The organism is Virgibacillus sp. NKC19-3 (assembly GCF_019837165.1).
GTDB classification, from domain to species: domain Bacteria; phylum Bacillota; class Bacilli; order Bacillales; family Amphibacillaceae; genus Virgibacillus_L; species Virgibacillus_L saliphilus.
This window is the reverse complement of record NZ_JAGYHC010000001.1, coordinates 3,493,261-3,511,506: the sequence shown is the minus strand read 5'-3', so window position 1 is coordinate 3,511,506 and position 18,246 is coordinate 3,493,261. Positions and strand designations below refer to the sequence as shown.

9 protein-coding genes are annotated in these 18,246 nt (G+C 32.8%); 4 read left to right on the top strand and 5 right to left on the bottom strand.

Annotated features, from left to right (window positions below):
• Nucleotides 1-18: 18 nt before the first annotated feature.
• Nucleotides 19-1,044, bottom strand: coding sequence for a ribitol-5-phosphate dehydrogenase (locus KFZ56_RS16725; RefSeq protein ID WP_222643188.1), 1,026 nt, complete (start codon nt 1,042-1,044; stop codon nt 19-21).
• The gene (locus KFZ56_RS16720) at nt 1,041-1,754 is read right to left on the bottom strand and encodes an IspD/TarI family cytidylyltransferase (protein ID WP_222643186.1); all 714 of its coding nucleotides are present in this window, start codon (nt 1,752-1,754) and stop codon (nt 1,041-1,043) included. The genes KFZ56_RS16725 and KFZ56_RS16720 overlap by 4 nt, the downstream gene beginning before the upstream one ends.
• A gap of 439 nt (nt 1,755-2,193) precedes the next feature.
• Here KFZ56_RS16720 and KFZ56_RS16715 point away from each other — a divergent pair, with 439 nt between their 5' ends.
• The 3 genes from KFZ56_RS16715 to KFZ56_RS16705 all read left to right on the top strand — a co-directional run bounded on the left by KFZ56_RS16715 (nt 2,194) and on the right by KFZ56_RS16705 (nt 7,395).
• On the top strand, nt 2,194-3,831 hold the full coding sequence (locus KFZ56_RS16715; protein ID WP_222643184.1) for a CDP-glycerol glycerophosphotransferase family protein: 1,638 nt from the start codon (nt 2,194-2,196) through the stop codon (nt 3,829-3,831).
• Between the two features lie 141 nt (nt 3,832-3,972).
• Nucleotides 3,973-5,952, top strand: coding sequence for a glycosyltransferase (locus tag KFZ56_RS16710; RefSeq protein WP_222643182.1), 1,980 nt, complete (start codon nt 3,973-3,975; stop codon nt 5,950-5,952).
• Nucleotides 5,953-6,237: 285 nt separating this feature from the next.
• Nucleotides 6,238-7,395: a CDP-glycerol glycerophosphotransferase family protein gene (locus KFZ56_RS16705; RefSeq protein ID WP_222643180.1), complete on the top strand. Its 1,158-nt coding sequence runs from the start codon at nt 6,238-6,240 to the stop codon at nt 7,393-7,395.
• A gap of 405 nt (nt 7,396-7,800) precedes the next feature.
• Here KFZ56_RS16705 and KFZ56_RS16700 read toward each other — a convergent pair whose 3' ends face one another.
• The 3 genes from KFZ56_RS16700 to KFZ56_RS19910 form a co-directional block, all read right to left on the bottom strand.
• The gene (locus KFZ56_RS16700; RefSeq protein ID WP_222643178.1) at nt 7,801-10,524 is read right to left on the bottom strand and encodes a CDP-glycerol glycerophosphotransferase family protein; all 2,724 of its coding nucleotides are present in this window, start codon (nt 10,522-10,524) and stop codon (nt 7,801-7,803) included.
• Nucleotides 10,525-10,726: 202 nt separating this feature from the next.
• Nucleotides 10,727-13,129, bottom strand: a complete 2,403-nt coding sequence (locus KFZ56_RS16695; protein ID WP_222643176.1) for a CDP-glycerol glycerophosphotransferase family protein — start codon at nt 13,127-13,129, stop codon at nt 10,727-10,729.
• A 263-nt stretch (nt 13,130-13,392) separates the two neighbouring features.
• Entirely contained in the window at nt 13,393-14,598 is a 1,206-nt protein-coding gene (locus KFZ56_RS19910; RefSeq protein ID WP_222643175.1) for an O-antigen ligase family protein, read from the bottom strand.
• Nucleotides 14,599-14,971: 373 nt separating this feature from the next.
• On the opposite strand from KFZ56_RS19910, the gene KFZ56_RS19905 reads away from it, so the two are divergent.
• The gene (locus KFZ56_RS19905) at nt 14,972-18,157 is read left to right on the top strand and encodes an SH3 domain-containing protein (RefSeq protein WP_222643174.1); all 3,186 of its coding nucleotides are present in this window, start codon (nt 14,972-14,974) and stop codon (nt 18,155-18,157) included.
• Nucleotides 18,158-18,246 lie beyond the last annotated feature (89 nt).

Sequence of the window (18,246 nt, the reverse complement as noted above, 5' to 3'; positions counted from 1 at the left end):
TTTCGTACAACGTCCATCTTAAATGATCCATCTCATGACAGTTTTACCCCAGGAGCTTGACAAATCACTCTCAAATGCCTGTGTCACATCTTTGATCGTCTTCACATCATGCACGGCACCGATCAACATGCTCAAATAGTTGACAATATCTGGGTGCTCTTTATAAAGATCAATTGTACGCTGAAAATCACTACTGCCACTTCGGCTACTTCCCAAAATAGTGAGCCCTTTTTCCAACACCATTCTTGTATTTATCTCAATCGGATATTCACTAACTCCCAAAAGACAAATGGCTCCTTCAGGATTAACATGATCAATCATTTGATCAATTGCATATTGACTGCCTTTACCACCTGCGCATTCAACCGCGTGATCGATAGTCAAATCTTCCGGGATTTCATCAATTTTCACGGTATCATCCACAAAAGAAAAATGATTCAATTTGTAATCCGTTTTCCCGAAGATAATAACTTTACTGTTTGGATAAAGATATTTTAGAATAAGACAAGAGATATACCCTAGGTTTCCGTCGCCCCAAACACCAAATGTTTCTCGACGATTATGAGCTTTTGTCTCAAAGCGGCTTAAAGAATGCACAGCAATAGTAACTAATTCTGTAAAAGCAGCAACATTTAAGTCAATACTTTCCGGTAACTCAATCAGACGGTTACGCTTCAAGAATACATAGTCTTGCATAAACCCATCGTATCCGCTTGACCTAAATTTGCTTGATCGTAGGTAATTTTCCGCAATTATCGCATCAGAGACCCTTGGTTCATTAGGAACCATAACTACCTTCGTACCAACTGGCATTTCACCTTGAGCATCAAAAACAACTTCACCAACGGCTTCATGAATTAAAGCCATCGGTAGCTTCTTTTTCATGGCTTCTTTCCCGCGAGATCCGGTATAATAACGCTGGTCAGCTGCGCAAATAGAAAGGTGGGTCGGTCTGATAACCACATCGTCGGATATAATCGAACTGTCCTTGTACGTAATTTCGAATTGTCTTGGCGAAACAAGCCGATATACTGGATTAATCATTGATCTAAGCTCCCCTTAATGATGGCATTAGCAACATTTAAATCATACGGAGTGGTGACTTTCACATTGAATATTTCACCAAAAACTAATTTTACTTTTTCACCTTTAATCGAGAAGATCTTACAAGCATCTGTCAAAATCTCTTTTTCATTCTCAGTTAACAGATTATATGCTTCTTTTATTTTTTTTATATTGAATGTCTGCGGAGTTTGCCCTTGATACATGTGATCACGTTTAGGAATCGAGGAAATAGAATCATGGTCAGTTGATTCCACAATAGTATCTGTTGCTTCGATTACCGTATCAACCGCAGTGTTTTGAAGTCCCTGATCAATATTGTCCTGAATAATACGATGTGTCAAAAACGGGCGCACTGCATCATGAGTCACCAAAATGTCTTCTTCATGAAGGGAATGGTCTTCTTCAATAAAGTGAATAATGTTCATAATCGTTTCATTACGTTCGTTACCGCCTTCAACAACCTTAATTTTAGGAAGATCCAGCTGATATTTCTTTAAGATGTCACTGGTATGATTCATCCATTCCTTTGGAGTAGCTACAATAATTTTTTCAAAGCTATTATTTAAAACGAATTTTTCTACCGTATGAACAATAATTGGCTTGTCATTAAGCAGTAAAAACTGCTTAGGCATAGGCACGTTTCCCATACGTTTTCCTATTCCTCCTGCCAGAATACCTGCGTAAATCAATTTTATTCACCTCATCATTTAATATGTATTACTATAACATATCCTGTCGATTGTAGTAAGATGTAGTAAGATACACTTATAATTGATAGAATATGGAAAAATGCACGTTTATCCAAGACAGAGTGTTCTCATCTTGCACGTCAATTAGACCTTATTCGTATTAATCATAAAATAATTTAACACTTTTAGCAACGAAAACATAAAAAATCAGCCTCGAAAATTGAAAATTAGCTGAGAAATTGTAGAATCATGTGAGACTATATTATCCATATTTTTATGCTTTTCATTGGTTTGTTTTGAAAAATAAGTTAATAGTAGAAAATTTTTTAAATTGTGGATAACTCTAAAGACTTGACTTGCGTAAAAACTGTGCATATAATTCTTTTGTATAACTAAAGATTATATTTTTTCAATCTTTGTCTTAAGGTGATTTGATAATATGAAGAATTATATGGATACCCCTTCTCCCTCTTTCGCGGTTACAATCCATGAACTGAATTGGGAAAGGATTAATTTGAAACTAGAAGGACTAATTTCCGGAGATATAAATGAGAGTTACAAACTTTATTTGTTAAACAATGTAGATCAGAGAATAATTCCAATTGTGAAATATACACAGGATAATCATTTATTTTCAGCCTCTATTAATGTCTCTACTCTTTATAATGGAGATCGTATCCCTGATGGGAAGTGGTGGGTAATAGTAGAGAATTCTCTTGAAGAAAAACATAATGTAACAATAGCAAATAACTTATTAGCTTATGAAGAAAAGTCTTTTCCCAAAAGATTTAGCAAAGACTTTAAAAGCGGACCTAAAAGAGTATACAAAGTACATACGGAGTTGAATCAAGATAACAATCTATATCTAGATGTGTTTTTTCAAGCGCCCAATTCTAAAGCTTCACACAAACGAAAGCGCACTTCTTTTAAGAAAAAGTTTGCTGACTTCAGAACTAGTTTGTTTGAGCGTATCTTTACTTTTGCCAAAAACCACGTTAAAAAAAATGGCAAAAGGATCTTATTTACCTCAGCATCTCGTTCTTCAATTGGAGGAAATCTTAAATTTGTTTATGATCGAATGATAGAACGCGGTCTAGATAAAGAATATACTATAAAAAAAGTTTTTAAGCCCAACATATGGTCCCGCAGCCATTTTCTTGATAAGTTTAAATTGCCTTTCTTTTTGGGATCATTTGATAAAATCTTCATAGAGGATTACCAACCTATGGTAAATGATTTAATTTTTGATGATGATACAGAGGTCATCCAACTTTGGCATGCAAATGGAGCTTTTAAAACCTTTGGCTATAGTCGACTTGGCAAACCAGCTTCACCTAAAATCGATAGTACAAATCATAGAATTTATACAAATGCGATTACAAGTTCAAAGCATGTGATACCTTACTACGCTGAAGCATTTGCAATAGATGAAAATAAAGTAATCGCTACTGGAATACCGAAAACTGATATATTTTTTGATGAAGAATATAAGGAAAAAACCAAAAGAAAGGTTACTGGTACTTATCCTAAAATAAAAAATGTAAAAAAAGTAATTGTATTTGGACCGACTTTTAGAGGCGGTGGACCAAAAACGGCCTATTATCCGATGCAAAAAATCAATTTTCAAGCTTTAGCTGAGTATTGCAGAGAAACCAATTCTATTATCTTATTCAAGATGCACTTTTTGGTTAAAAATGCATTGGAAATACCAGCAGAATTTACTGATGTACTTATAGACGCTACCGATTACAGAGAAATTAACGATCTTCTTTTTGTAGCAGATGTTTTGATAACTGATTATTCATCAACTATTTATGAAAGCTCATTATTAAATATTCCCATGATATTTTATGCTTTTGATTTAGAAGAATATATATCGGCACGAGATTTTTACGATGAATTTGAATCTTTTGTACCGGGAAAAATCACAAGAAATTTTGATGAATTAATTACGGCTCTTGAAAAAGAGGATTATGAATTTGAAAAGGTTAAGAAATTCAGGGAACTGAACTTTGAATTTTTAGATGGGAGAGCTTCGGACAGAGTGATTGACTGGTTAATTTTGGATAAAAGATAATGTTTTATTTAAGAAACTGTACTTCTTGTTTTCATAGAGGAGTAAAAGATGGGATGTGTTCACTTTGATTCGTTATAATTACCGAATAAAAAAGGAACAGATCTTGAATCATTATCAATAAATTAAAAGGAAGAATTAATTATGGTTAAGGACGTTTTTTTAATCGATCAATGTTTATCTATTTTCGAAGACATGGAAAACTTGACGGAACCACAATTCAGACGAATTCTTTTACAAAAAAGCAAGTTTGAAACAAAAGTGGCTTTTTTTGATTTCGACAATGATTTTGACCACAAAATTTCTGTTCTTGAAGGTGATTGTGGTGAAAGTTTAAGCAACATTTTTGTGAATATGTTTCATTTTTTTAGAAGCAATAATGTGAACGGTGGAAAAGAAAAAAATTTTTACCTAGCTTCGGAAAACAAGGATTACACACTAATAAAAGGGGAAGATGAAACCCACTCTCCCTATTTCACAAAAAAATATAAAAAACAATATACATTTGATGAAAATAATGTACTAAGATTAGTTGAATATTTTGATGAAAGTTTATCACTTATCAAATTTGAAGAACTGGATAACGAGGGTTACTTACATCGAAGGGTTTTTTTGAAGTCGGGTGTTATATCCAATGAAATTTACTATCGTGTAGATGGTAGTTGTTATCTTTCTAAAGTTAACATAAGAAATTCAGGGGAGTTATTACATGAACCAGTTTATTTACTATTTGATAGAAGTGAGAAAGTTGTTGGTAATTTTTCCGGTTCGCAGGAGTTACGGCAATATTTTTTAGAACTATTAGTGAATAAAGTGAATACGGTTATAGTAACAAACCAGATAGAGACATATAAAATTATAGAAGAATTCAATAACAATTACGCTTATAAAATTCATTTTATTAATCAATGTTTAAAGCGTGACTTAAGTAGCAATTTTTTAAACCCAACCTTACTTGATGGATTAATTTTCTCTACCGATTTGGAGAAGGAAGAAGCAGTTGAAAAATATGGTAATCGTAATAACTATTTTATAATACCTCCTTTTTTAAAAAGTAATGACACTAATAATTACGACAAAAAAATGAAAAATGACCGAATGCAGATTACTGTAAAAGTTAATCAAAATGAAATGATTCTTCTAGAGCAAGTTATACGAGCGTTTAGAATAGCAGTAGACAAAACCCCCAATGCTCTATTAAATATCTGTGGAACTGATATTATAGATCATAAAAATATGGATTTAATTAGAACTTTAGATCTCGCAAATAATATCGAATTCACCGGGGTTGTTCCGGAAATGGAGATAGAGTACCAATCATCCGTTTTTTCGATATTACTAGATGCAGATGAAAACAACGGTTTAGATGTTCTTCAAAGTCTGTCGAAAGGTTGTCCAGTTTTATCTTTTGACTCAAGCTATCTAGTGAATGAAATGATTGCAAATAATAATGGTTTGATTATCGATAATGGGTCCATAAGTGATTTAAGTGATGCGATGGTAAAAATGTTAACCGAACCATCACTATTAGAAGATATGAGTTATAACGCTTACGTTACCTCAAAAAAGTACAGTGAAGATAATTATTTAGAGAACTGGTCTTCTATGATGTTAACTATACTACGCAATCGTAGTAAACGAACGTTACTGAAAGATATGACAAGCCATATGTTAGACTGTAAATGGATAAGCAATCAATCCTATTATATTGAGAGCAGACTAGTTTTTGATGGAGAACCTAATCAGTCAAGCCAACCAACTATTTACATGATTTTACAAAACCAGAAACACAAAAATCAATCCTTTGTTTACGGTGAAATAAACCAAGTAAACCGTCTTGTATACGAGCCATCTTTTTTTATAGACTTTTCACACTTGGATCTCTCTGAAGGTACTTGGAAAATTTTTATAAACGTAGAGTGGGAAAATAGCTTTTTACAAGGGAGTTTGGAAAATACAAATATGAAGGATTTTAGCGATAATTTAGAAGCTAAGATAGTAAATAATCGAATGATAACACCTTATTTTACCACAAAGGATAATAATTTGAGTTTTAAAATTGGAAGATTTATTCCGGAAAAAGAAGAACTGATTAGACTAGAGCGAAAGCTTCAGAACGAATAGATCAATAAAACATTATTACTTCGGGATTGATGCTATTTTATAAATTGATCATTCAAACAAGGATATTAATTATGTCGCATACTACTCCATAACATTACTTATTACAGCTATGCATCCCTGTATAGATGAACGCGGACAGCTATTTTATCAGTTACGATCTGACTACTAAAATACCCGCTATTGTCTATGAGGGAGAGGATAGCTATGCTGTGATTCCGTGCTTCATAAAAATGAGTTAATTCAACATCCTGATGTAGATATTTAATTGAGGAAGGAGGGTAGCTTATGTACGCTCGGTATATTGCTGGTTTAAAAAGGCGCCTTTTTAAATTAAGTTATATGTTTTTTTGTATTATGCCTATGAATAAAAAGAAGATATCCTTTGCCTCTGATAGCCGATCTGAATTAAATGGGAATTTGCTTTTTGTGTATAACGAATTACAAAGTCGACACTTAAATTTAAAAATTAATCTTTTTTTAAACAAACGAGTTGATAATAAAAAATCTTGTCTTTATTTAATCCGCATGGCATATCATTTTGCTACGTCCAAGATTATTCTACTAGATGATTTTTACCCTCTGATATATCCTTTACGTATACGCAAAAAGGCAGATTTAATTCAAGTTTGGCACGCAGCAGGTGCATTTAAAACATTTGGCTATAGCCGGGAGGGGAAACTGAATAACCTGCCTTTAAGATCCAAGGATCATAAAAATTATACCAAAGTTGTTGTTAGCAGTGAATGTGTTCGAGAAAAATACGCGGAAGGCTTTGGCATTGCCATAGATAAAGTATACGCAGCAGGAACACCACGTTCAGATATCTTCTTTGATGATTCATATAAATCGTACATCAAAGAAACTTTCTATTCTAAGTACTCCTTTTTAAGAAATAAAAAAATAATTTTATTTGCTCCTACATTTCGTGGGTATGGCCAAACTACAGCATATTATCCTTATGAGAATTTAGAGCTTGACACATTATATGAAGCTCTGCATGATGATTACGTATTTTTATTTAAAATTCATCCATTTGTAAAAAATAAAGTAAACATTCCCTATGAATACTCAGATTTCTTTTTTGATTTTAGCGATTATCGAGAAATAAACGATTTACTATTTGTAACGGATATATTAATTACCGATTATTCCTCGGTATGTTTTGAATTCGCTATATTGAACAGACCTATGCTTTTTTTTGCGTTTGATTTAGAAACATACACGAAAGAACGTAACTTTTATTATGATTATTTCAATTTTATACCTGGACCTTTGGTTCAAACCAGCAAAGGCCTTGTTAGTGCAATTAAGAAAGAGCAGTTTGAAATGGAAAAGATACCACCTTTTGTAAAGTTTTTCTTTGATGATAACTTAGGACAATCATCCAAAAATGTAGTGGACAAAGTAATTATTCCTAGTCTAGAAAATAAAGGAACGGAATAAATGGGTTATTTTATGGCTAAATTAAACTGATGTTATCTTATAGGAGGATTTACTAAAAAAACTCCTATTTTTTATTTTGTTTAAAATCCATCAGTTGTTACAAGGAAATAGCCTTTGTATTGGTCGAATGAATATGTGCGAAAACACGGTGGCGGATACATACAAGTTTAACGACAACTATGATATAATTTCCGAGTTTCCGCCTTTTTTCTTTTCTCTTAAATTCATTTTTATTGATATTACTGAAGCAACCCCTTAAAGGAAAACCATACTATTTAGTTAGATGGTTTTCCTTTAAGGGGTTAATATTCTTTCTAACTGGTAAAATGGCTGTATTCATGTTTTTCAAATCTAATTCAGGTGTACTTTGTGCACTGATATGCAACATATACCTAATTTACATTTCTAAACTCTTTGGTCATTATAGTTTTGAAATACATCATTCAATGCACTCCAATAATAAGAGTCGTCTTCAAAGTTAATGATTTGATCAAATTTACTACTTCCAAATAAACGTCTAGCTTCGCGTATAAACAAATTTTTGTATGTTATCTCCATCTCCTTATTGGCAAAAGAACCATTTTGTTGATAAAAATTAATTGCTGCAACTTCTTCTAACGTTTTTAGCATTTTCCCATCATGGGGAACAAGATTAATATCTGGTCTTAGTTCTTTTAACATAGAAAGTTTGTCCTTATTTTTTGTTAATTTTTTCTCTAATATTATAGACACAGTATTTCCATTTTTCTTGAGTTCATTTAGTTTGGTAACCAGATCGAAAATTCCCGATTTATTGTTCAACATCCCACCTAGATACAACCAGGATTCAGTATTATCTTTCTGATTAACAATATTGATGTCTTGACTATTTCCATAGAAGAACCAGTTTATAATTCTTTGAGTTGAATTTCCATCATCATATGGACAAAACCTTCTTTTGGCAGCCAAGTAATGTGAGTCGGGTTTATTATTTTTAAGACTGTCCGCAACACCAGCAACCAGTTGATCACTGGTTTTTACCACGCTGCCAGGCAATTCACTTTCTGCCAAATTTAGACCGCGTTCCTTTTTATATTCTTCTATATCATAGATGTAATGAATAATTGGTCGTTCCGTAGCAAGAAAATCAAAGAATACGCTAGAGTAATCAGTAATAAGTGTATCAGCTATACTTAATAGCTCGTTTGTCTGAATTTCTGCAGGAGGAACGATAATATTACTAGGTAGTTCTATGTCCTTTAGTAACTTGTTTGAAAAGGTGTGTCCACGAAATACCATGTTTATATCAAGTTTAGCCAACATGTTTAAATCCTCAATTAGTTTAGTTGAATCCATTTTTTTATTGGATAAGGAACCGCGCCAAGTTGGGGCATAAAAAACAGTTTTTTTCGATGGGTCAAGACCTAATTGAACAGCCATTTGACGCTTAGCAGTCTTTGATGCATTGAGTGTTGTATCTATCCGTGGATATCCAATTTTTGCGATTTGTCCAGAATTTATACCCTCTGTTGAATAACATCTAGGCTGCTTTTTTACCATATAGTCATTAGGCATGATAAGATGAGTTGCCTGGAGCAAGTTGTGAGTGCCTCCCGCGGATCCGATTGATGATCTCACTTGGTCACGTCCCATTGTTTTGTAAAAAATGCCGTGACTAGTTTGAAGATAAAGTTGATTAGGCCTTCGAACAAAGTAATCCTCAAATTTTGAATTGCAAATTAGATATTTAGCACTTGCCATATATTTTCGGGAAGCATCCGACCCCTTTTTGACAAAAATAATATTATCCTTAGATTTTAATTCATCAGGTATGACTTTAAATGAATCTATAATCCATACATGAATATAATCTTTAAAATTGATGTCATTCATTATATATTTGAAAATCGCATAGGGGTTATCTGTTAACCTAGCTCCGGAACTTCTATATAAAATTATATTTTCATTCAAAGGATAATGTTCGTAACAGGTGGCATATCGAACTTCGGGTTTTGTAATATTTTTCTTATATAACTTTTCATTAATTGTGCTTGGCCTACGAAATAGTTCGGCCTCTTTATACGCCTCTAAGGATTCTTTATTCCTTCCCAGTTTGTCGAGAACAAATCCCAATCGTCTATAATTCCCTGGGCGATGTTTTTCTTGTCGAGCGATTGCACTTTCATACCATTTGGCCGCATTTTTATAGTCCTTTAATTGTTCATAACAACTAGCTAGTGCGAAATGCCATGGTGATCGAACCTTATCTAACTCCAAAGCCTTTTCATAATACTGTAAAGCTTGTTCCGGTCTGTATAATTTATCTAATAATGAAGCTAATTTAAAATATAGTTCTGCATCTGTATCATCTTCTTGTAATTGACTTTTATATGCCTTAATAGCGTATTCCCACTGTTTATAGTGTTCGTGAAAAACACCTATACCAAAACGTTCACTGTTTAATTCTTTATCTAAACTTATAACCTCATTAAATGATTTAAAAGCCTGTTCATCCTTATTATTTTTTAGCTGCATTAACCCCAGTCTGTAATAGGAAATTGCGAGTGGCTGCCCATTGCGCCTGTTATCAAGGTTTTTCGTAGATTGTCTATAATTAATTTCAGCTTCCTGCCAATCCCTTAATTTACGATAACTTTCTGCTAATTGGAAATTGGCACTTGAGTCTTTTGGATTTTGCTTGAGATAAGATTCAAAGCTATTAGCTGCTTCCTTCCATTGGTGAAGTATACTATATTGATCGGCTAACTTATGCCAAGCTTTAGCATCATTGGGGTTAGCCGACAAATATTCGTTTAAACTTGCTGCCGCTTGAGCTGACTCATCTAAACGAATCAAACAGTCGGCTTTAAGTAGGTAATATTGTTTAGATGTATGGTCGTCTTCTAGTTGAATAGCGATATTAATATAATCTAAAGACTGTTCCCATTTTTTTAACTCATAGGCAAGCTCTGCCAAACGAAGATAATAAGCTGTTTTTCTCTTATAAAGAGGTTTTAATTTTTGAAGGTTGCGATATATACCTTCTATATTATTACGTTTGGTATATACTTTTAAAGCAAAAAATCGAGGTAATAAGTCAAAAAATTCATTTAAATGACCTTTTTTTATATTTTTAGTTTCACTTTTCATGAGAATACATCCCTTTCTATACGGAAAACATTTTTAGTTAGAAATAAGATCTTTTATTTGAAAATAATCTTTGCAATACTAAATAGAGGTGCCTGTGCTTTATAATTCTTCTTTTCGGTTAATGTTTATTTAGGTACATTATCCCCTTAACGACCTAAAAATTAAACATATAAGAATTCCCTTTTGTAGTCTATAATTCAATCTACTTGTTAATGGCATCATAAATTCGTTTACAATTATTACTGTCTATTTTGGAAATAAAGTGTTTTTTCTTATCCTTAAATACCTCTTTTTCTCGAAATTTATTTTTAAAATAGTATTCTATAGTACTAATTAATTGATTTTTATTTTCGCAAATATCTCCAACAAATGTTTCGTTAAGCGGTCGTAGAGACCCACTCCTGAAAAATTTATCAACGTCGAAGTGATAAAAAATAACGGGTTTTTCCATATAATTAAAATCAAACGATACAGAGGAATAATCCGTGATCATCAACTTCGATTGTTTCAATAAATCTTGGACACTCTGTTGGCCAAATTTAATAATATTGATACGTTTCGAATTCATTATTTCAAAATGACTTGTGAAGTGATTCATCAGATAATGAATATAGAAATTTAGCGTTACATTATATTCTTTCAGTAGTCCTAGCAATTTTTCATCACTTAAAAAATCCCTATAATACTTATAAAAATCAGATTCCAAAAATGACTCATCATCTTTTATCCAATTTCTCCAAGTCGGTATGAGTAAGATAGAATTTTGCTCGCTCGGACGATTTAGCAACGAATCAAAACGTGGCAATCCAGTAATTTTGACTTCATCATCGTTATAACCTAATTTAGTTTTAACTAATTCAAATTCGGAATTGGAACTTACGCAAACCATAGAAAATGGATATTGATAATTTTGCTTATAGTAATGTACATTTTTTCTTCCAAGTATTCCATGTTGCAAAAAGATTCGTTTTCCTGTTTGATAACTTGGCCAATCAATCCCAGGTGTTGGTAAAATGTTTGCGAGATCGTGAGAACCAATAAAGGTTGTTGCAATAGAAGCTTTTCGAAAGTGCTTCATTGAACCATAAATAATAACGTTGCCCAATTTCTTTACTCTATGAAGGTCGGGTGAATCTTTTTTAATAACGTAATAAATATTTTTGTCTGGGTAGTGCTTTCGACAAAATTTGAAAAAATGATATCCATTCTCTTGTGCCGTTCCAGTTAGTTCGCCAATTAACCAAACGTCATGATTGGCTGATGAAGGCATCATTTCTACTCTTCTTTGTTTTTCCAGGAATTTGTTTTTTCTTTTAGAATAAGTATAAGTTTCCATTATTAAATTACTTTTTCGTGAAAATAAAAGATAACTCCTAATCATTTTATTCTTACATTTGACGGAATCTATATCATACGCTTTATCTACGAAAAATGTACGATCTTCACATCCCAAACGCTTTGTTTTTATATAGTTGCCGTATTTCAAAACCACATAAAATTCATAAGACTTTTCCTTGTCATCTCCTAGAAACAAAATATCATTTAATGAGATTTGTACTTTGAAGCCGGAGTAGCTATAATCGTTAAATTTATTAACTAAATCAGGCTTTTGCATATTACCTAATGGAAACCGAATTGTTTTATTAGAGGCCTTTTCCCGTATTTCAATACACCTTTCCACGCTATTTTCAGAGTCAAAGTTAATAGAATCAAAATATGCGTATCCACTTAATTGTAATGTCTCATTATTAAAACAAAAGTGTTCTAGGTTTCGTATTACTTTTAAAGGTGTAGAAGCAATGGACAAATTGTTGTAAGTAGTTGGATAAAAATAAACCTGAAAAATGGTACTACTTTCACCATCTACTCTTGTAGAATATTTGATATCTTGGTTTGTTACTTTAACTCGTAATAGATGTATTACATCATCAATAACTAACTTTACATAGCAATTCCAACGTTTTGTTTCCATATTACCCTGAAAAATGGGGTCTTTAAAATTCAAGTTTACTCGAAGCATACGTGCAGAATGGTCGCCGTATTTATCAATTAATTGAAATGGAAGCTCGTGCGTTTCACCTTTTTTTCTATCCACCAAAACAAAAACTAATGAGCTAGCCAAGTGATGTTTAAATTTGAATTCAGGATTAATCAGTCCCTGTAACACTACATTACCACGGTGATCAGATTCACCATTCACATCGTTTAACATCATAACGGCTGGTTTATTTTTCGTAGAGAAAGAGCCTTTTGTTGTAACATAACATATCGCTTCATGGGATCTACCATGATTAATGTAAACCAATGTATTACAATTCTCCAGTATTTGCGGTTGGCTCACTTTTAAGCGAAATTTTTGTCCATCCATTTCTAAATAGTAATCCCAAATACCTTTGGTAAACTCATGTGTATTATAATCAATTTCTACGGTCCAGTTATTGTTTTTATTAAAGACAACTGGGTAATGGTAAATTAACTTTGTCCCCCTCTTTTTAACCATTAGGAACATATTTTTTGCAGAATCTGTTGTTAAATTGGTTTCACCTGTTAAAGTCAAGGTACTTTGTTTCATGCTTACTTTAGTTACAATAATCTCATATCCCATTCTTTTGCTCTTATTTAGGTCATTAGACATTTTTTAATCCTTTCGGTTCTGATTTAGAAAAATATTGTTTTTTAAAAACCAGTTCTTTTCCAGACTTTTAGTTGCATCAAGTCCTCTTTGCATTTTATACTATACGAACTAATATATCATTCGCAGGAATGAATTAGTTTCTGACAATATCCAACTATTCCTGTTCATTTTATTTATTTTACCAATTGAAGGCTACCCGATGAAATATTTTGAGAAATCATTTTCATTATTGCTTAACTCTCTACTGCGACATCGCTTCTAGTCTTTGACTCAAAGTTAATGCCAATGACTATTATCAACCACTGAATGAACGCGATGGGGTAGTTGTTTTGAAATAATGTTAACTCGAAGTTCACGTATATTAAAATACCAAGAAAAAAGCAGGCTGAAAGCTTACTTGGATAATGATCTAGTCTTTTAATAAGTAACTTCCATATACTATACAATAAAAGCAAAAAGATCACTAACCCTAAAATTCCCTCCTCAATCATGAATTGAAGATACTGATTATGAGCAGTTAATGAGAATGACGTTATATCACTTGCTTTTACGCCTAAACCATAGCCAAAAAGAGGTTTTTCTTCTACTTTTTGTAAGATCTCTTCCCACAGAACGCTTCTTCCTGAATAAAAGGATTTACCTATAATTTTGAGGCTAATTTCATTCAGAAACATCCCTAAGCTTGTATTATGCAACTTAACATAAGTAATCAAAAATACGATATTTAAAGTTACTACCACAAAAAATAGATATGGAAAAAATTTTCTGAACTCCTTCAGGAAAATCCAAGCTAGTAATACCACTGCAACTGCTACCATTACAGCCCGTGAATTTGTGCAATAAATTAAAATAAAGTTTAGAGCTATAAGAATTAAGAAATATAAACGTTCAAGTTTACTACCGTACTTAACAGCAAGAATTTTAAAATACAACATCACAAATAGAAAAACCCCTAGATAATTTGGGTTGTGGAAAATACTTTTAAATCTATGATCTGTGAAGTCTAAATGAACCCAATGCAAAAATACAAAAAACAATGTAATTCCAAAAAGATGTGCTGCTATTTTAATATATTTTGGACTCCACCTAATTCTTACAGTTCCTAAAATAAACATTAAAAATAAAATTAGTTTCAAGAAGTATATAATATCAACTCGATCATAAACGAAGAAACTAATGCTAAAAATAACGACAAACAAAAAAATGCTTATGTAAATATTAGTCAGTCTAACATTAAATGTATTTTTGTTAATAACCCCCTTTATTAAATAAATAAACATTAAAATTAACGTTAAATTTATACTGAGATTTCCGATAGTACTTAATATATCGAATTGAGACCGCACCATTGTATTCACGATCAATAAAACAAATAATGTTAATATCTGAATCGAATAATTAGTTTCAGACTGGTATTCATTTTTCATTAAATCCCTCACTGCTTAATAACCCCTCAACTTTTTTAAAGACACTTTTGAGCATTTATATTATATACGAGAATGAAACAATTTTCGACAAAAAATCGCTTTTATTTCTTTTTAATTTTCTTCTATATCATATTTTATCAACAGTAATAGTGATTTTATACGTTCATTGTTAATTATTTGTCGAAAAACCTTGTATCAAGGGTTAACAATTTTACAGTTTTATACGATAATATAATAACGGGTCAATTTATAGAGTCAGATAAGTATAAGAAATATTATATATCTGAGATCTATTTATCTACTCCGTATGTATAATTCTAGGGAGGAGGGTCTTCAAACGGAATCTGAGTAGTTTAAGAATGATAATGTAATGGAGGAGTGGTTTGTGAGTAATTTTAAAAAAGTTAGTTTTATTTTTTTAGTCTTCTTTATTGTTTTTTCTCAGTCAATGTATGCACCTACTACCATAAAGGCGGCAACATCTGATGACACAAAAGAAAAGGATATTAAAGATGTTGTAGTGCATTCCGATGATGGGGAAGGTACGATAGAACTATTGGCAACAGCTTCGGAATCAAGTGATATATTATACTTAATGGAAGATGGAGAACCTGTTACTGTACTGAATGAGGACGAGGAATATTCTTACGTCTCCTACCATGATGAAGATCACGAGGAAACCTTAAAAGGCTATGTTTCTAATGAATTTATTATGGATGAAGAGGAAGAAGATAGAGATAATACGGAAGAAAAGCTTAAAAAAGACGCTGTAGTACAAGCCGATGATCCGGAAGATACGGTAGAACTATTGGCAACAGCTTCGGAATCAAGTGATATATTATACTTAATGGAAGATGGAGAATCTGTTACTGTACTGAATGAGGACGAGGAATATTCTTACGTCTCCTATCATGATAAAGATCATGAGGAAACCCTAAAAGGTTATGTTTCTAACGAATTTATTGTGGATGAAGAGGAAGAAGATAGAGATAATACGGAAGAAAAGCTTGAAAAAGACGCTGTAGTACAAGCCGATGATCCGGAAGATACGGTAGAACTATTGACAACAGCTTCGGAATCAAGTGATATATTATATTTAATGAAAGATGGAGAATCTGTTACTGTACTGAATGAGAACGAGGAATATTCTTACGTCTCCTACCATGATGAAGATCATGAGGAAACCCTAAAAGGTTATGTTTCTAATGAATTTATTATGGATGAAGAAGAGGATAAACAGTTAAACCAATCTGACGAAACAGATACCTCTGAACAAGATGATGAAAATGAAGGTTCACATAGGGCAAATTCAAACGATAGTGTGGATGCAAAAAGGAGCACCGAAGAACATAGCCATAATTCTGATGAGGAATCAGAAGAAACAAAGACGCACAGTCTTCAGAAAAGCTCAGGAAAAACGTTTATTAACGGTATTGCTCAAAAGAGCTCAACTAACGTTTATTCTGATACATCTACTGATTCAGATATCTTAAAGTCTTATAAAAAGGGACATATTTTGTTGTATCGTTCCCTAGATTCAAACTGGAATGAAGCCATTGTAATCATAAATGGAGAATCCATTACGGGATACATTCATAAAAACGATGTTGAAAACTTTCCGGAGGATCAAACGAGTTACAAAGGTATCGCATTGAAAAATCAAACCAATGTATATTCGAGTGCTTCCACTAGTTCGAAAGTTTTGAAGTCTTATAAACAAGGACATATATTGCAGTATAGATCACTTACTTCTGACTGGTACGAGGCCATTGTAATCATAAATGGAGAATCCATTACGGGATACATTCATAAAAACGATGTTGAAAATTTTCCGGAGGATCAAACGAGTTACAAAGGTATCGCATCGAAAAATCAAACTAATGTATATTCGAGTGCTTCCACCAGTTCGAAAGTTTTGAAGTCTTATAAGCAAGGGCATATATTGCAGTATAGATCACTTACTTCTGACTGGTATGAGGCTATTGTAATCATAGATGGAGAATCCATTACGGGTTACATTCATAAAAATGATGTTGAAAACTTTCCGGAGGATCAAACGAGCTACAAAGGTATCGCATTGAAAAATCAAACCAATGTATATTCGAGTGCTTCCACCAGTTCGAAAGTTTTGAAGTCTTATAAGCAAGGGCATATATTGCAGTATAAATCACTTACTTCTGACTGGTATGAGGCTATTGTAATCATAAATGGAGAATCCGTTACGGGATACATTCATAAAAACGATGTTGCCGATATAGATCCTGATAATCAGACACATTTGCGAGCTATTGGATTGAAAAATGCAACGAATGTCTATGAATCAACATCAACAAGTTCTAAAAAGATTAAGTCTTATTCTAAAGGAGACATATTACAGCTTAGAACATATTCTGATAAATGGTTTGAAGCGATCGTGTATGTTAATGGGGAAAAACGTACAGGTTATTTCCAAACAAAGGATGTTGAAATTGTAGATCCTGAACAAAAATCTATGAACGGATATGCGGCTGATTCCCAAACTAGAGTTTATAGTTCAGCTTCCAGGGATTCAAAAGTATTAAAAAGTTATACTTATGGAAGCAAATTACAATTTAAGAAATTTACCAAAAACTGGTATGAAGCCATTGTAATTTTAAATGGGGATGCAAAAACTGGCTATATACACGTTGATGGTATTACTTTTGACAATGACATCGTGAAAAATACGGATTACAATTTGACACTTAATGATGCGATGAATATCCAAATGAATACCACTCCACAAACAGATAGTTCATATGCTTATGTTTCTGGAGCCTATATAAACAATGGAAAAGTAACTGCAGATGTGTTAAATGTTCGATCTGGCCCTAACGCTTCAAAGAAGGTCGTAGGACAGCTAACTAAGGGCACAAAAGTAAAGGTTATCGACGAAGCCAATGGATGGAATCAAATTGAATATAATAGTGGTCAATGGGTTGATGCTAGTCGGTCGGATGTTTTATATTATTTAGATCCGGACAATTTCATAAATGATTCGAGACAAATTTTTCAGTTCCTTGATCTCACAAAGCCAAGTGCTACACCAGCTAAGGAAATAAACAAGTATTTAAAGGGAAAAGGAACACTACAAGGTCAAGCTCAAGCATTTATTGATGCAGGTGAAAAAAATAATATGAATGACCTTTACTTGATCTCTCATTCTTTACTGGAGACTGGAAACGGAACATCCGAGCTAGCCCAAGGAGTCAAGTATAACGGAACAACTGTCTATAATATGTATGGAGTCGGAGCATTTGATGGTTGTGCCGTAGAATGTGGCGCAAAAAGGGCATATGATGAAGGTTGGACAACACCTCGCAAAGCAATTGTGGGTGGTGCCAAATTTATTGGGAATAATTATGTGAAGTCTGGTCAAAACACAATTTACAAAATGCGTTGGAATCCAGAAAGCATGGATTTAAATGGTCAAGCGTCTCATCAGTATGCTACAGATATCGGATGGGCTTCTAAACAAATAGACACGATGTATAATCTTTATCAACAATTCGACTTATCCTTAATGTATTTAGATATACCATCCTATAAATAGCTTTTTCTACCGCACCTTGATTATGTGATAATAAGGTGCGGTTTTCTTTTTATTTACTTCGAGTATGAAAGTTCGGAGTGTTTATGCCA